Source organism: Paenibacillus sp. MABNR03, assembly GCF_050455445.1.
Lineage (GTDB): Bacteria > Bacillota > Bacilli > Paenibacillales > Paenibacillaceae > Paenibacillus > Paenibacillus xylanilyticus.
This window is the reverse complement of sequence record NZ_JBCIYR010000002.1, coordinates 1,252,142-1,268,919: the sequence shown is the minus strand read 5'-3', so window position 1 is coordinate 1,268,919 and position 16,778 is coordinate 1,252,142. Positions and strand designations below refer to the sequence as shown.

Sequence of the window (16,778 nt, the reverse complement as noted above, 5' to 3'; positions counted from 1 at the left end):
TGTGAAGTAACGTTTGTGAAATAACGGAAACCCGCATGGGGTCTGCTATTTGGCTTCGTACCAGTTTTCCCCGAAGCTGACTTCCGCTTTCAGCGGTACAGAAAGTTCCAATGCCTTTTCCATAACGGATGGTACAAGCTCCTTCATCAGCTCCAGCTCATCCGCTGGCACTTCGAATACAAGTTCGTCATGCACCTGCAGCAGCATGCGGCTCTTCAACTTGCGTTCACGAAGCGCTTCGTCCATCTGTACCATGGCAAGCTTGATAATATCTGCGGCTGTACCCTGTATTGGGGTATTCATTGCCGTACGCTCTGCGAAGGAACGCAGATTAAAGTTGCTTGCATTGATCTCCGGCAGATACCGACGGCGTTCCAGCAGCGTTTTGACAAAGCCGTCCTGACGTGCTTCCTTCACAATATCGTCCATATATCGACGAACACCCTGGAAAACTTCAAAGTACTGATCGATAAATTGAGCAGCCTCTTTTCGTGTGATGTTCAGATTTTGGGACAAACCGTAGTCACTAATGCCATATACGATTCCGAAGTTAACTGCCTTGGCTGAACGACGCATGTCGCTGTCCACCTCTTCGGCCTTAACTCCGAATACGTCAGACGCTGTCTTGGTATGGATATCCATGTCATGAACAAAAGCTTCCTTCAGCCGCTCATCATCCGAGATGTGGGCAAGTACGCGCAATTCAATCTGGGAATAGTCTGCCGCCAAAATGGACCAACCGGGCTCGGAAGGAACAAATACCTTCCGAATTTTGCGCCCTTCTTCCAGTCGAATCGGAATGTTCTGCAAGTTCGGAAACTGGCTGCTGAGACGCCCCGTTGCAGCTATTGTTTGACGGTAGAACGTATGCACCTTGCCGTCCCGGTCCGAAATCTCTTTCAGGAGACCCTCTACATAAGTGGACTGCAGCTTGGCAAGCTGGCGGTATTGCAGAATCAGCTGTACCACATCATGATACGGAGCCAGCTTCTCCAACACTTCAGCATCTGTGGAGTAGCCCGTTTTGGTTTTCTTCACTACAGGCAGGCCAAGCTTATCGAATAAAATCTCACCCAATTGTTTCGGAGAGTTCAGATTGAATTCCGTACCGGAAAGTTGGTAGATTTCTGCCATCAGCCTGCTGATCTGTTCTTCAAACTCACGACCCAGTGCCTGAAGATCTGCTGTATTGGCCTTGATCCCTTGCTTCTCCATATCAGCCAGAATACGTGATAACGGCATCTCCAGCTCATGAAAGAGCGCGTTCATCTCATCGTTCTCAAGTGCCTGCTCCTGAAGAGGAATGATGGCAGCCACGGCAGCAGCCTTACGGCACAGGAAATCGCCCAGGACCTCTACATCAGGTACCTTGTATTTCGCTCCTTTACCCATAACCGTATCATCTTCAGCCAGGGAAGGCAGACCATACTTCGAAGTCAGTCCGCTAATCGTCTGATTGGATTCCGTAGGATCAAGCAAGTAGGCAGCAAGCTGCACATCGAAGGATGCTCCGGCGAACTCAATACCATGCGCGTGCAGGGCCAAATCGATTCGATGCAGGTCATAACCACGTTTGGGCTTGTCCGGATTGCCAAGCCATTCGCGTACCGGAGCCGCTGCTTCGGATTGAAGCAACTCGGGGGACAGGAAGGTATATGCTCCTGCCGACCCCACAGCAAGTCCAATCAATTTTGCTTGATGCGGATTATCGCCATGAGTCTCCACATGGAGCACGTCAATGGAATCCAGCGACTGGAACAGCTCACCAATCGTTTCTTCCGTAGCAATGGTGGATTCCACCTCGGCAGCGGGTACGGCTTCTGCTGCAGAAACTGAAGTGCCGCTGAACGACAAGCGTTCCAGCAGGGACTTGAATTCAAGCTTGGCCAGTGCTGGCCCTGCTTGTTCTTCTTTTAGCCCCGCGAACTGCATGTCATCCCACGTTTGCTCCAGTGGCACTTCGCGGTGAATGGTCGCTAGCTGTTTGCTCATCCGGGCATCTTCGGCGTGCGCTTCAATCTTCTCTTTCATTTTTCCTTTCAATTCACCTGTACCGTTCAGCACTTCCTCGACCGAACCGAATTGATGCAGAAGTTTCAAAGCCGTCTTCTCTCCGACTCCCGGAATACCTGGAATATTGTCAGAAGTGTCGCCCATGAGGCCTTTGAGGTCGATAATCTGCAATGGCGTCAGCCCATAACGTTCCTGAATCTGAGCAGGGTCATACAGTTCGATTTCGGTAACCCCTTTGCGCGTGAGTCCGATATGTACATGTTCGGAGGCAAGCTGAAGCATGTCCTTGTCACCCGATACAACCAGTACCTGTCTTCCCGCCTCGTCTGCGCGTTTGGTTAACGTTCCGATGATGTCATCCGCTTCAAACCCTGCAAGCTCAAACTGGGCAATCCCAAGTCCCTGCAGCAATTCTTTCAGTAACGGGAACTGTTCCGACAGCTCGGGTGGTGTTTTTTCCCGGCCGCCTTTATATTCCTGGTATCCTTCGTGACGGAAGGTGACTTTACCAGCATCAAATGCCACCATGACATGTGTCGGCTTATGCTCTTCCAGCAATCGAAGCAACATGGTCGTAAAGCCATACACGGCATTGGTGTGCAGACCTTTCGAATTGGTCAGAGGAGGCATTGCAAAAAATGCTCTGTAGATAATGCTATTTCCATCTATGAGAATAAACTTTTCCATTCCAGCACCTCACGTATCGTATGGTCAAACCCTCAAGTATCTACTCTCATGATAACATACACACCTGTTACTACAAAAAAGATTGGACATCTTTTTACACATTTCATCCAGCAAAAAAGGAACTCTCTCCTTAGACAGCCTGATGTTGCAGGCTGCCGGGAGAAAGTCCCTTATTTTCGTTGCAAATAGTCCCCAATTCCAAATATTTGCTGTTTATTACTGGTTTAGATCCGGACGCTTGCCTGTAACCAGATAGACCGTGCTCTCACCAATGTTGGTTGCATGATCACCTATGCGTTCAATATAACGACCTACCAGCATGAGCAGCATGGCTTGAGAGGCCTGATTCGGATGCGATGTCATGAAACTGTACAGATCTCCAATCATATGGCTGTAAAGTTGGTCAACCTGATCATCCGTTTGAGCCATTTTGTAAGCCAGATCGGTATTTTCTTTCAGGAACGACTCGATGGATTCATCAATCATCTCTTTGACGATTTCCGCCATACGCGGGATATCCACCAGTGGTTTAATGAGCTCCTGGCCTTCCATACGAAGCGTAACCTTTGCAACATCCAAGGCGAGATCGCCCATACGCTCCAGATCACTTGAGATTTTGAATGCCACAATAATGCGTCGCAAATCCTTCGCAACTGGCTGCTGGGTAATAATCAGCTTGGAACCCAGTTCCATGATTTTGTCTTCCAGAGCATTCAGATTCGCATCATTCTTGATGATGACCTGAGCTTTCTCGGCATCCAATGTCCGTAAACTCTCAATGGCACCATCCAATGCCTTTCCTACATGCTCACCCATTTGCCGAAGCAAAATGCGCAGCTCTTCAAGCTCCTGATCAAATTCTTTTCTGCGAATCATAGGTTTCCTTGTCCTCCTTGTCCATCATCTCCGGATACGCCGGGTTCGTTCGAATTCAGCTTGCTTAACCGAACCGTCCGGATATATAATCCTCGGTCCGGGAATCCTGTGGCGTGGAGAACAGCGTTTCTGTATCAGCGGCCTCCACAACTTCCCCATTCAGGAAAAATACAGTTTTACCCGATACACGGGCAGCCTGATGCATGTTGTGGGTTACCATAACAATCGTATACTTGTTGTGCAGTTCCTTGACCAGTTCCTCGATCTTCAATGTGGAGATTGGGTCTAGGGCCGAAGTTGCTTCATCCATCAGCAATACATCAGGCTGTACCGCGAGTGCTCGTGCAATACACAGACGCTGCTGTTGACCACCTGACAAACTAAGAGCTGATTTCTTGAGCACATCTTTTACTTCATCCCATAATGCAGCGTGAACAAGACTTTGCTCGACCAACTGGTCCAGCTCGGCCTTCTGGGTTACACCATGCAAACGCGGGCCATAAGCGACGTTATCATAAATTGATTTTGGAAACGGATTGGGCTGTTGAAACACCATTCCTACCCGTTTGCGCAGCGTCTCAACTTCGATTTCATTACTGTAAATATCCGATCCATCGAGCAGAACTTGTCCTTCTACACGCACACCAGGAATCATGTCATTCATCCGGTTTAATGTGCGAAGCAACGTGGATTTACCGCAACCTGACGGTCCAATGAACGCAGTGACAGTCCGCTCCGGCAGATCCATAGATATATTTTTAAGCGCATGGTGCGTATCATAGTATAGATTAAGTCCTTCAATGTGAATGAGTTCCTTCATGGATGTTCACTTCTCCTTCGCTGGAGGGACAAACCAAGCTCCCTTTACGTTGAGACCGGGGGCTATCATTTATGTTAAGCTTCTCGGTCATCCTTAATATCCTACCTTCTCATTGTAAAAACAGTATCACTTTCATGTTAACGGAATGTAAAAAGACATCCTTCACAAGCCATGACCTTCCGGCTACGATCATAGATGGTAAATGATGTCTATCGTTTATCTAAATTTCCTCTCCGGAAACCATTGCCTCCAGTTTTCTTCGAATATGCTCTGCCACTTCTCCAGTATGCCTGCCTTCCTCTGCGATATGGGCAGCGTTATGCAGCATGCCTTCAACGGCTGTGCTTAATCGGTTGAATGCTGCACTCCCTTCGGTAACATGTACGGAGCTCTCGTCAATCTCTGCAGCACTGGCGCGTACCAGTTCAACCGTTTGTCTGGTTAATTCCCCGATCCCTTCTAGTAAAGAGGACATATCCCCTGCAACCTCTCGGGTTTGCTTGGCCAGAGCACGAATCTCACTGGCTACCACCTGAAACCCTCGTCCATAGTCGCCTGCATGGGCTGCCTCAATTGATGCATTCATGGCAAGCAATGCACTTTGATCTGCCAGAGAACGAATGGAACGTGCCATCCCCGCTCCGGTTTCTATCGAGTTCAGCATATCGCTCGCATGTTGGCGTTGGCCTTCCATGTGCTGATGTACACGGTTATAGGAAGCCTCAACCTGCATAAGACTGATTGCGCCCTGCTCAGACAAGTGAATAATCTCTTTTGCTTCTTCTCCTGTTTTTCCTGCGGACCTAACCAGTTTGGTTATCGACTCATGAATCCGGGATATCTCTTGCCGGCTCTCCGTAATGGTACGAACGCGCTCTTCTCCTGCCTCGTGCTGCAGCCTTCTGGACAGGGACATTAAATCCCGCATCGTTAGCACACCAAGCAATCTTTGCTCCTCCGTTATAATGATGCAGTCATAGAAGTGCTCCTCACTTCGTGATAAGGCTACATCAATAACTCCTGGCGCATCGGCTTGTACATCCACAACCACCGGAGATGAATCAGCAACATGCGATATGGGCTTGCGATAAAACAAGTCTGCGGCAAAACGTCCATTCAGTATTCGGTACAATTTCTCCCGCATTATTAACCCCTGCGGGCGATTCTGATCATCACCCAATACAACACATGGATAACTCTGGTCATGATTCAGCATGCTAGCAGCCTCTCCACAGGTGGTATGTACCCCCACCATGGGAACCTGACGACAGTAGTCTCGGATGGACACCTGATTATTGAAGGATAACTCCGTATTATCTTCCTCATTTACAAGAGCGGAATCATCCTCGTGTTTATATGTATCTTCCAGGGGTAGATCAGGCTTCTCTTCGAGCAACATGGGCATAAATGCGCAATCTCCTTTACGTATGAGCTCCGTCCTGAGATGGGTTATGTAGGTCCTAAGAATCACTCGGACAAGTTCATGCTACTCCCTCTATGTAAAGGAAAATAAAGGTTTTTGTAAATCGAACGTAAAATAAAACTCCCCGATCATTACGAACTTGAATGATGGGGAGTTTTTCTTTTTACAACCAGTTTATAACCAACACCTCGAATGGAATCGATGTGGACGGATTCCGGGTCCAGCTCCAGCTTTTTACGCAACGAACTGACATGAACGTCTACGGTTCGCTGACCTCCGATATAATCAAAGCCCCAGACCGCATTCATCAGGTCATCGCGTGTAAGCACAACGCCTGGCTTCTTGGCCAGATAGAGCAGCACTTCGAATTCTTTGGGACGCAGACTAATGGATTGTCCGCCTAGCGTCACTTCATACTTCAACGGGTAGATCTCAAGTTCGCCCAGTACAATTCGGGAACCATCCTTGTCCTCTGGCTGTGGCATGTCATCACCATTGGAATACCGTCTCAATACAGCATCCACTCTGGCAAGCAATTCTGAAACACCAAAGGGCTTCGTGATATAATCGTCAGCTCCGGATTTCAGGCCCTGTACAACCTCGGCTTCACCATTTTTCGCAGTAAGGATAATGACAGGTGTAGTTACACCCTGAATTCTTAACTTGTTCAGAATATCCAGGCCGTTCATTCCGGGAAGCATCAGATCCAGCAGGATCAGATCAAAGTCCTGGGAAACTGCACGGTCGTATCCTGAGGATCCATGATCTTCAGCTGTAACGTCGTAACCTTCCTGTGTCAGGTTATACGTAAGTAATCTTGATAATGTAGGTTCATCTTCAATAACTAGCAAACGCTGTGCCATGATACCCCTTCTCTCCTTATAGGTTGTCTGTTGCCACAACACTTTTTATATCATAGCACTTATTTGTTAACGCTGTGTAAAGCGATTTGTCCGTTTTTACAATTCACTTCTCCAGGCCTAGATTTCTTCATCCTGAATCAGTGGAAGGATTACCTTGAAAGTTGTTCCCATGCCAAGTTCACTTTCAACGGACAACTTGCCGTGATGCAGCTCAACCAGATGTTTCACAATGGACAATCCAAGCCCGGTACCCCCAGAGTTGCGTGATCTTCCCTTGTCCACCCGGTAGAAACGTTCGAAAATGCGCGGCAGGTCCTTCTTCGGAATGCCAATCCCGGTGTCAGATACCGCAAATACAACCTGCTCCTCGTCCTCACCATGTTCGACCGTCACCTGTAGTTTGACACGTCCACCCTCCGGGGTGTAGTTAATTCCATTTGAGAGCAGGTTAATGAAAATCTGCTTCATCTTATCCTCGTCGGCTTCGATATACAGTTCCTCCGGAACAAGCATCTGCAGACGAATCTGCTTTTTCTCCGCCACTTTGGATAGTGTACCCAGAACCATCTCGAAGAAGGAATGCACATGTACAGGAGAACACTGCAGCGGTGCCCGCTTGGATTCAATTTTGGATAACTCCAGAATATCCCCGATTAACCGGTTTAATCGATCACCTTCATCATAGATGATCTGCAAGAAGGATCGTTCTGTCTCTTTATCCTGAACCCCGCCACTTAGAAGCGTCTCAGCAAACCCTTTGACTGCAGCCACAGGAGTCTTCAATTCATGGGAAACATTCGCGACGAATTCACTGCGCATCGATTCCAGTCTCCGGATCGCCGTAACATCCTGCAAAAGGAATAACATTCCCCGGTATCCGCCGTCATCCTCAGACATTGGCACGCCGTCAATGCGAATTAAACGTTCTTCCGGGTTAAAAATACTTACTTCTTCATGCATCCGCTCCTGAACGGCCACACTTTCTTCAATCGTCCGAGTCAATTCATAATGTTTCTTCAATTCAATATAAGGTTTACCCGTCACGCGCTCAGACTGAATACCCAGCATCCGTTCTGCTTCCCGGTTCACCAGTGCAATGGACTGACCCGCATCAATCATGACTATGCCGCCTGCCATATTGGCCAGGACACTCTGAAGCAGTGCTTCATTGTCGCGAATCGTCTTGAGCTGGGTCTGGAGGCTGTCAGCCATCCCGTTAATCGCTAGGCCAAGCTGACCAATTTCGTCTCTGCGTGTTACCTGTACCCTGGCGTCATACTCCAGTTTGGTAATCCGGTGAGCTACCTTCGTAATGTGTTCGATCGGTGATGTTAATCCTCGGGCAACCCGGTAACTGACCAGAGCCACAATCAGGAATAACAATCCCAATGCAACAAACATAATCAACCAGCCACGCTGCAGCCCCTGGTCCACAGCAGCCAAACTCATGGACAATCGAATGTAACCATCGAATTTACCGCCTGGCACTTCCACCATGTCGCTTTGTTCCGAGTTTACGGGCAGAGCGACATATAACATGTCCTGTCCCAACGTCTCACTGTAACGGATCGACTGGCCATAACCTTCTCCGACTGCGCCCTTAATCTCTTCCCGGTCCGAGTGATTATCCATCTCGGCAGGATCTGTCTCCGAATCGCCAATGACTGTTCCATCTCGATTAATGAACGTAACTCTTGAGTCGGTCAGCTTCTCCAGCTCGCCTGCACTGTCCGAGTAATACCTTCTTGTTTCCGCCGAGGTTGGATCGGTTGCATCATGAAAAGGAAACGTCGCCTTCAGCAAATTGATTTCACGCACCATTGTTTGCTCCAGTGCAGTGGTATGTGTTGTTTTAAATACTCTGCCCATGGTATATCCGGCCACGATGACGGATACACCAATCAATATCATCATGATGATGGAGAGGCGAACTCGAAACGGTCTCATTAATCTCTTCCTTTTTTAATTAATCTCACTTGTATCAGTTAGCTCTATGCGATCGCCACGTGTGCTGGGCAGCGAAATAACCAGAAACTCGACTTCATTTGCACTTGTATTTTGCATCTGATGAGGCACACCTGGTGGAATCTCCAGTCCTTCATGTGGCTCAAGAGTATACTCCACTCCATCAAGCTCCATACAGGCCACTCCACTGAGAATAAAAAAGAATTGGCGGCTTGCGGAATGGTAATGCCGTATTTCAGCTGTTCCCGCGGGCATGCGCTCATGGATAATGCTTAATCCCTCATTCTGGACGAGATGCCATCCATCACATTGCGCGCCCCATATGTAATGCGCTGCATTTTGTTTGCTAATCTTCACGTTGTATCCTCCCCGATGCGTATGTTCCGTCTATCATATCACAGATGCCTTCGGGACAAATCTGTTTCTAACTTGAAGCAGATAAGGATAGGACTATCCTTGCTGCATTTAGTCTGAGAGAACATGTATCAAGAATATCATGTAACTATCATTTCTGATCTTGACTTTTGTAAACTCAGCATAGAAATTTGCCAGTCGTTACAATTAAAAAGACGTACCGCCCAGCAGCAGCCGAACGATACGTCTGAATTATGGTTTAAGTAACTTACCAGATACAAGATTGAATTACCCGTTAACGACTTCGCCGCCATTGATGTGCATGACTTGTCCACTTACATAAGATGAATCATCCGATGCAAGATATACATAAGCCGGAGCCAGCTCATCCGGTTGACCAGGACGCTTCATTGGCTGCGTTGCGCCGAACTCGCTCACCTTTTTCTCATCAAATGTCGACGGAATTAGTGGGGTCCAGATTGGGCCTGGAGCTACTGCATTGACACGAATGCCTTTCTCGACGACATTCATGGACAGGGAACGCGTGAAAGACGTAATGGCTCCTTTGGTCGATGAATAATCGATCAGGGTTGGATTTCCGCGATAGGCAGTGATTGACGTCGTGTTGATAATCGTGCTGCCTTGCTTCAGATGTGGCAGGGCTGCCTGTGTGACATAAAACATCCCGAATATGTTGGTGCGGAACGTCCGCTCCAGCTGTTCAGGCGTAATATCCTCCAATTGCTGCTGCGGATGCTGCTCGGCAGCATTGTTTACCACAATGTCCAGCTTGCCCAGCTGCTCCACCGTCTGCTGAACGGCTTTCTTGGCAAATGAGACGTCACCAATGTCCCCAGCAATCAGAATACACTTGCGTCCTTCCTGCTCCACTTGCCGCTTCGTCTCTTCCGCATCCTTGTGCTCACTCAGATATACGATGGCTACATCCGCACCCTCTTTGGCATACGTAACGGCCACGGCACGTCCAATTCCACTGTCACCACCGGTAATTAGGGCGACTTTGTCCAACAATTTATCCGCAGCCTTATACTGCGGTTTTTCGAACTCCGGTTTAGGATGCATCTCCGATTCAATTCCGGGACGCTGATCCTGATGCTGCGCTGGCATCGTTTTTTGCGTTTGTGTATTGGTTGACATTTCACATTCTCCTCTCAAAATGAATTGCTGTACAAGTTCTCATTCTGTAGGATGGCATGAACAGAACAGATTATTCCTCTGCAACTGACATCATCCAGGTCCACTACTGCTGTCTCGATACTTACTTACCACTCTCTTTTGGAGGTCAAACAGAAAATAGCATTTAATTAAAATTGCACTAAAAATCCACTTTTTTTCGGAAATACACTGTTTCTAAATTCAATTTGTAATTCCTATGCTGCTTCAGCTGATGTACAATGTACAGTATACAAATGTGTTCTTTTGTTCCTTTTATCGGTATAAACAAGGGTTCAACCCGGCATTTCAAATAACAGATATTTCAATCTGACATGGAGACCAAACAATGGAACCGTCGCACATCAATGCATATATATCCCTTGTAGCCACTTCAGCCGTTCTGAATGTTTTTTTGTGTGTATACACGTATTTTAGGAGATCGGAAATTTCCAGAGCCAACGTATTTATTCTCTATACGGCTGCCTTATCCGTTTACACCTTCGGGTATGCCATTGAACTCGCCAGTAATACACTTGAACAAATGAAATTCTGGACGGTAGTGGAATACATGGGCATGCCTTTTTCGGCCTCCCTCGGACTGATCCTCATGATCCAGTACACGGGAAAATCTTTATCCAAAAAGGCAACTGCCGCACTGTTCATCATTCCGACGATTACGCTCTTTATGGTTGCCACCAATGACTATCATCATCTGTTCTACAAAAAAGTATGGCTTAGAACGGATAGTTCTGTTCCTCTGATGGATATTGCCGCTGGTCAATGGTATGTGGTTCACGGAGCATTTACCTTTTCATGTCTGTTATGTGCCTGTCTGATCCTGATCGCGCAATGGAAACATACCAAAAAAATGTATCGCCGTCAGCTGCTCACCTTGATTACCTCCCAGTTGATTCCCATGACGGGTGCCTTTCTTTACTTAATGGGAATGACACCCGGAGGAATGGATCCCGTTCCCGTGCTCATGTGTATCACCTCATCCATGTACATCTGGGCAATCCTGTCCACCCGTCTATTGACCATCGTGCCTATTGCCAAAGACAGCATTTTCGAGAGTATGCGCGAGGGCGTTATTGTCCTGGATAGTTCAAATCGTCTGGTCGATTACAACAAAGCGTTGCGTGATATGCTGCCTGAACTTGAGACGAGCATGGTTGGACAGCCGCTGAATGATATCTGGCTTTCACTGGCCGGTGAGACTTTTCCTGTGGAATACGGAAGGGAAGGCCTACAGACCGATCTGTATTGGCAGCTGCACGGGCAGACGGTCTGTTACCAGGTCAGAACATCGTATGTATATAACAAAAATGGAGAGGCCGTTGGCAGCCTGATCATGCTGATCGATATAACGGAGCAGCGCTTTCTGCAAGAACAATTGAAGCAGCTCGCTTATTTCGATGGTCTAACCAAAATATACAATCGAACTCATTTCCTGCATAAAGGCCGGGAATTGCTGAACGAGGCTCAGCTTAATCATCAGCCTGCATCCTTTATTTTATTTGATATTGATTATTTCAAACGGATAAACGATACCTACGGACATGATGTTGGCGATCAGGCCATTGTTCATGTCGTTTCAGTATGTAATCGTTATCTGAATTCCGAGATGCTGTTTGCCCGGTATGGCGGAGAGGAATTTGTTATCGCACTCCCGAATGCCACTCTTCAGGAGGGTAAGCGATTAGCCGAGCAGTTACGTGTGGCATTGCTGAATGAACCGCTTGATGTGGAAGGCACTTTTATACCCATTACATCCAGCTTCGGCGTTGCCCAATACAGTGGTGTTACGGATTCACTGGAGTCATTGCTTCGAGATGCAGACAGTGCACTATACGAGTCAAAACGCAGTGGCCGGAACGCCGTATATGCTCATTCAGTCAGCCTCGCTTAATTAAAAAGAATGCAAACAAAAAATAGACAGCCCTTTGGGTTGTCTATTTTAAATGCCTCTAGGATCTATTTACCCAGCAGGGCTTGTCCTGTCCGATTTTGCAAGCGTTTTAAGTTCAGGTTAGAACCTGCCTCAGATCACATTCTTGCGTTAACATTTTAGATTACAGTTCGATCAACCATAAGATAAATCATAATGAGCAGCAGTACAGCCAGTATTGTACTAAACGTGCGGATCTTGCCTTGCTCAGGGCTTACGTCCCGGTTGCTTTTCACACCTTCTGCAGCCAACCGCAGCGGTTTACCCATAATGCCCCCAATGGCAGCGATTGCGAGCAATAGAACAACCACTACACCCATCCAAAGGTAGGAATACTCTCCCTTCGTCATGAGGTACCCCCCTGTGAGAAGCTGGATAACCAATCCATACTGGGCAAAACGGTTCAATGAACGAACTGATGTAAATGCGCCTTCTTGTGCCGCAGCATTCAGAGTGCGGATCTTACCAACTACAAACGGTAAGATCAGATAGAATCCCATCGATAGTGCTCCAATAATATGAAGCAAATACATAATCATTGTCAAAATTTCCATCCTCCTCAACATTTTCAATGTGCTATACATCACATCCCATTATACTGGGGAACTTATCCAAAGAAAAGAAAACCTCCGGGTTTTCCGGAGGTTTTCTCACTGTTTCTGTTCAAGAAGTTTTCAAACTTAGATGGTTACGACTGAAATGACGTTTCGAACCGAGTCAGCAGATTTATCGAGTCCCGCCTTTTCCTCAGGCGTTAGTTCGAGTTCGAACACTTTTTCAATTCCGTTTCCACCCAGAATGGTTGGTACTCCCAGGAACAAATCGTTATAACCGTATTCGCCCTCAAGGTAAGCAATCACTGGAATGATCCGTTTTTTGTCTTTCAGAATTGCTTCGGTCATCTGAACCAGTGAAGCTGCAGGCGCATAATACGCACTTCCGTTACCAAGCAGATTGACAATCTCGCCACCACCAACACGTGTGCGTTGTACGATGGATTCGATGCGGTCTGCCGGAATCAGTGTATCAATCGGAATACCACCGACGCTCGAATAACGAACAAGAGGTACCATATCGTCTCCGTGGCCACCAAGAACGAAACCACGGACATCCTCAACTGATACATTCAGCTCTTGTGCAATGAATGTGCAATATCGAGCCGTATCCAGGACACCGGATTGACCGATCACTCGGTTTTTAGGGAATCCTAGTGTCTTATATGCTGCATAAGTCATCGCATCTACCGGGTTGCTCAGAATAATGACGATGGAATCAGGGCAATATTTTTTCACATTTTCACACACGGACTTCACGATTCCTGCGTTGGTGTTCACCAGATCATCACGGCTCATTCCCGGTTTGCGGGCAATACCTGCAGTGATAATCACAATGTCCGAACCTGCCGCGTCTTCGTAATTGGAAGTTCCGATGATATTGCTGTCAAAGCCTTGTACCGGGCTGGCCTCCAGCATATCGAGTGCTTTACCTTTAGTCGGGTTCTCCAATTGGGGAATATCAACCAGTACAACATCTCCGAGTTCCTTTTGGGCAAGCATCAGAGCTGTTGTCGCTCCGGTAAACCCGGCGCCGACTACTGTGATTTTTTTGCGCTGAATAGTCATGCTTCTCAACTCCCTTTACAGGTTTTTAATGATTTGATCAGCGAATTCAGAGCATTTCACTTCAGTAGCGCCATCCATCAGACGTGCAAAGTCATATGTTACCGTTTTGTTGTTGATGGAAGTTTCCATTCCTTTGTAGATCAGGTTTGCAGCTTCTTGCCATCCCAGGTGCTCAAGCAACATAACGCCGGACAGAATAACGGAACCAGGGTTCACGACATCTTTGTCCGCATATTTAGGTGCAGTACCGTGTGTAGCTTCGAAAATGGCATGGCCTGTTACATAGTTGATGTTAGCCCCTGGAGCGATACCAATACCACCAACTTGTGCTGCAAGTGCATCGGACAGGTAGTCACCGTTCAGGTTCAATGTAGCAATGACATCGAACTCGCCTGGACGAGTCAATACTTGTTGCAGAGCAATGTCGGCAATTGCATCTTTAACGATGATTTTACCTGCATCTTCAGCTGCTTTTTGTGCTGCATTCGCTGCATCTGTACCATCTTTTTCCTTGATGATATCGTATTGTGCCCAAGTGAACACTTTATCGCCGAATTCATCCTCAGCTACTTCATAACCCCAGTTTTTGAAGGCACCTTCAGTGAATTTCATGATGTTACCTTTGTGTACCAATGTCACACTCTTACGGTTGTGATCGATGGCATACTGAACGGCTGCACGTACCAAACGTTTCGAACCTTCGGAAGATACTGGCTTAATACCGATACCTGATGTTTCAGGGAAACGGATTTTGTTAACGCCCATTTCCTGTTGCAGGAACTGGATCACTTTTTTCACTTCATCCGAGCCTTCAGCATACTCGATACCTGCATAGATATCTTCCGTATTTTCACGGAAAATGACCATGTCTACCAGCTCAGGACGTTTTACCGGGGAAGGTACACCGTCGAAGTAACGTACAGGACGCAAGCAAGTGTACAGGTCAAGCTCTTGACGCAATGCAACGTTCAGGGAACGAATTCCGCCACCGATTGGCGTCGTCAGAGGTCCTTTGATGGCTACAATATACTCACGAATCGCTTCAAGCGTATCGTTTGGCAACCATTCACCGTATGTATTGAATGCTTTCTCACCAGCAAACACTTCATACCATGCAATTTTTTTGCTGCCATCATATGCTTTTTCTACAGCTGCATCCAGTACACGTTTGGAAGCTTTCCAGATATCACGGCCTGTACCGTCACCTTCGATGAATGGGATGATTGGGTTATTGGGCACTTGCAGTGTACCGTTATCAATCTGAATTTTTTCCCCTTCAGTTGGATGAGCGAATTTTTCTAATTTCATAGTCATAATTCCTCCTTGAGTGTTGGTAGTATCCGGTATCATGATACCGCTTGTCTTATTGAAGGAAGGGTCTTGATCCTCTGACCGGATTGCAGCCAGATCTCGGGACCCTTCACCCCATCCCTGTTTATTATACTGGTTTTGAGGTCATTAGCGAAGTTCAACTGAAATGTAACGCTGATCCGTTGGACCTGTATATTCAGCACGTGGACGAATAATACGGTTATCCGCGAGTTGCTCCAGAATATGAGCTGTCCATCCGGACACCCGGCTGATGGCAAAGATCGGTGTAAACAGTTCCTGTTCAATCCCCAGTTGGGTATACACGGAAGCGGAATAGAAATCCACGTTCGGCTTCAACCCTTTTTGCCCGGTAACCAGCTCTTCTATCTTCACAGACATCTCATAGAGACGGGTGTCATTGTTCATGCTGCCCAGTTCCTTGGACATCTTCTGCAGATGTTTGGCACGCGGATCTCCGTTTTTGTATACACGGTGTCCGAAGCCCATGATTTTCTCACGGTTGTTCAGTTTCTCCTGAATGGCTGCTTCCAGACGATCCGGTGTGCCGATTTCATTCAGCATTTTCATTACAGCTTCATTCGCACCACCATGCAACGGTCCTTTCAGCGCGCCAATAGCAGAAGTTACACCTGAATAAATGTCGGAGAGCGTTGCTACAGTTACACGTGCTGCAAACGTGGAAGCATTCAGTTCGTGATCTGCGTGCAGAACCAGAGCCTGATCCAGCGCTTTAACTGCCGTTTCGGAAGGCTCTTCACCTGTCATCATATACAGGAAGTTCTCTGCAATGGAAGCGCCTTCTTTAGGAGCCACAGGTTCCTTACCCTGACGAATACGGGCGATGGCTGCCACAATGGTTGGCAATTGTGCTTGCAATTTGACCGCTTTATTTTCATTGGCTTCAGCTGTCATCTCGTCAGCCTGCTCATCGTACAGTCCCAGAGCGGAAACTGCAGAACGCAGTGCTGCCATGGTACTCATGTTTTTCGGATACAATTGGATTTGTGCAATCAACTCGCTCGGAATCGGCGCGTAATCGCTCAGGCTTTTACGAAGGGATTTCAATTCATCCGTATTGGGCAATTTGCCAAACCACAGCAAATAAGCAACTTCTTCAAAGCTTGCATGTTCAGCCAAATCGTCAATATTGTAGCCACGGTATGTAAGCACACCGTCTACAATGGAACTGATCGAAGAGGTTGTTGCAACGATGCCTTCCAGACCTTTGGTAGCTGTCATATTACATCTCTCCTTTAATAAACGAAATCAAGAAACCACAAAGCATGATGAAGCTCTCTCAGAAACGCAAAATTGGTGTTGAAAACATTTACAATTCATTAAATAGTAAAACCGTCAAATTTCGGGTTTCTTATCTGTCAATCGGTATTTCCTTATATCATCATACTGGATTTTGTCGGTTATGTGAACATCACGAAAGGTCATTCGCACATCAAACTTCTTTATCACGCCTATAAATCATTTTTGAAAGCCTTTACAAAAACAAGGTTGACATTTTATCCTATTTATATATTTCTGTGCGCTGGCTCCATGATTATTGCTATAAATCACTCCGATCTGGCATACTCTAGGCAAAAGAAAATAAATGATTCCCAGCAGGCCAATCCCAACGTTTCAAAACGCTGCAATTGCTCTATATTAACTAGATAGCTTCCATGCTGTTCGAAATTGTTAGAAGGAG

13 protein-coding genes are annotated in these 16,778 nt (G+C 47.0%); 1 reads left to right on the top strand and 12 read right to left on the bottom strand.

All coding sequences use genetic code 11. The features are described 5' to 3' along the window. Window positions 1-45: 45 nt before the first annotated feature. From polA to AAIH57_RS14540, 8 genes are all read right to left on the bottom strand, one after another. Window positions 46-2,700, bottom strand: a complete 2,655-nt coding sequence (gene polA, locus AAIH57_RS14575; protein ID WP_430022058.1) for a DNA polymerase I — start codon at window positions 2,698-2,700, stop codon at window positions 46-48. Window positions 2,701-2,916: 216 nt separating this feature from the next. Next, complete coding sequence (gene phoU, locus AAIH57_RS14570) at window positions 2,917-3,576, bottom strand: phosphate signaling complex protein PhoU (protein ID WP_175399654.1); 660 nt, start codon at window positions 3,574-3,576, stop codon at window positions 2,917-2,919. A 64-nt stretch (window positions 3,577-3,640) separates the two neighbouring features. Further along, a complete protein-coding gene (gene pstB / locus AAIH57_RS14565; protein WP_095288115.1) occupies window positions 3,641-4,396 on the bottom strand; it encodes a phosphate ABC transporter ATP-binding protein PstB in 756 nt (251 codons plus the stop codon). Window positions 4,397-4,616: 220 nt separating this feature from the next. Further along, window positions 4,617-5,801 carry a methyl-accepting chemotaxis protein gene (locus AAIH57_RS14560; protein ID WP_430022057.1) on the bottom strand — a complete coding sequence of 395 codons (1,185 nt, stop codon included), beginning with the start codon at window positions 5,799-5,801 and terminating at the stop codon, window positions 4,617-4,619. A gap of 149 nt (window positions 5,802-5,950) precedes the next feature. Continuing rightward, entirely contained in the window at window positions 5,951-6,682 is a 732-nt protein-coding gene (locus AAIH57_RS14555) for a response regulator transcription factor (RefSeq protein WP_175399652.1), read from the bottom strand. A 117-nt stretch (window positions 6,683-6,799) separates the two neighbouring features. After that, complete coding sequence (pnpS, locus tag AAIH57_RS14550) at window positions 6,800-8,629, bottom strand: two-component system histidine kinase PnpS (RefSeq protein ID WP_175399651.1); 1,830 nt, start codon at window positions 8,627-8,629, stop codon at window positions 6,800-6,802. 15 nt (window positions 8,630-8,644) lie between these two features. Then, on the bottom strand, window positions 8,645-9,004 hold the full coding sequence (locus tag AAIH57_RS14545) for a cupin domain-containing protein (protein ID WP_175399650.1): 360 nt from the start codon (window positions 9,002-9,004) through the stop codon (window positions 8,645-8,647). A gap of 285 nt (window positions 9,005-9,289) precedes the next feature. After that, the gene (locus AAIH57_RS14540) at window positions 9,290-10,159 is read right to left on the bottom strand and encodes an SDR family oxidoreductase (protein ID WP_430022056.1); all 870 of its coding nucleotides are present in this window, start codon (window positions 10,157-10,159) and stop codon (window positions 9,290-9,292) included. 364 nt (window positions 10,160-10,523) lie between these two features. Here AAIH57_RS14540 and AAIH57_RS14535 point away from each other — a divergent pair, with 364 nt between their 5' ends. After that, complete coding sequence (locus AAIH57_RS14535) at window positions 10,524-12,086, top strand: histidine kinase N-terminal 7TM domain-containing protein (RefSeq protein ID WP_175399648.1); 1,563 nt, start codon at window positions 10,524-10,526, stop codon at window positions 12,084-12,086. A gap of 158 nt (window positions 12,087-12,244) precedes the next feature. On the opposite strand, the gene AAIH57_RS14530 is transcribed toward AAIH57_RS14535, so the two are convergent. The 4 genes from AAIH57_RS14530 to citZ all read right to left on the bottom strand — a co-directional run bounded on the left by AAIH57_RS14530 (window position 12,245) and on the right by citZ (window position 16,318). Continuing rightward, entirely contained in the window at window positions 12,245-12,670 is a 426-nt protein-coding gene (locus AAIH57_RS14530; protein ID WP_175399647.1) for a hypothetical protein, read from the bottom strand. A gap of 135 nt (window positions 12,671-12,805) precedes the next feature. After that, window positions 12,806-13,747 carry a malate dehydrogenase gene (gene mdh, locus AAIH57_RS14525; RefSeq protein WP_175399646.1) on the bottom strand — a complete coding sequence of 314 codons (942 nt, stop codon included), beginning with the start codon at window positions 13,745-13,747 and terminating at the stop codon, window positions 12,806-12,808. A gap of 15 nt (window positions 13,748-13,762) precedes the next feature. After that, window positions 13,763-15,055 (bottom strand): NADP-dependent isocitrate dehydrogenase, encoded by a 1,293-nt coding sequence (icd, locus tag AAIH57_RS14520; RefSeq protein ID WP_175399645.1) that lies wholly within the window; start codon window positions 15,053-15,055, stop codon window positions 13,763-13,765. A 150-nt stretch (window positions 15,056-15,205) separates the two neighbouring features. Continuing rightward, entirely contained in the window at window positions 15,206-16,318 is a 1,113-nt protein-coding gene (citZ, locus tag AAIH57_RS14515; protein ID WP_175399644.1) for a citrate synthase, read from the bottom strand. Between the last annotated feature and the right edge of the window lie 460 nt (window positions 16,319-16,778).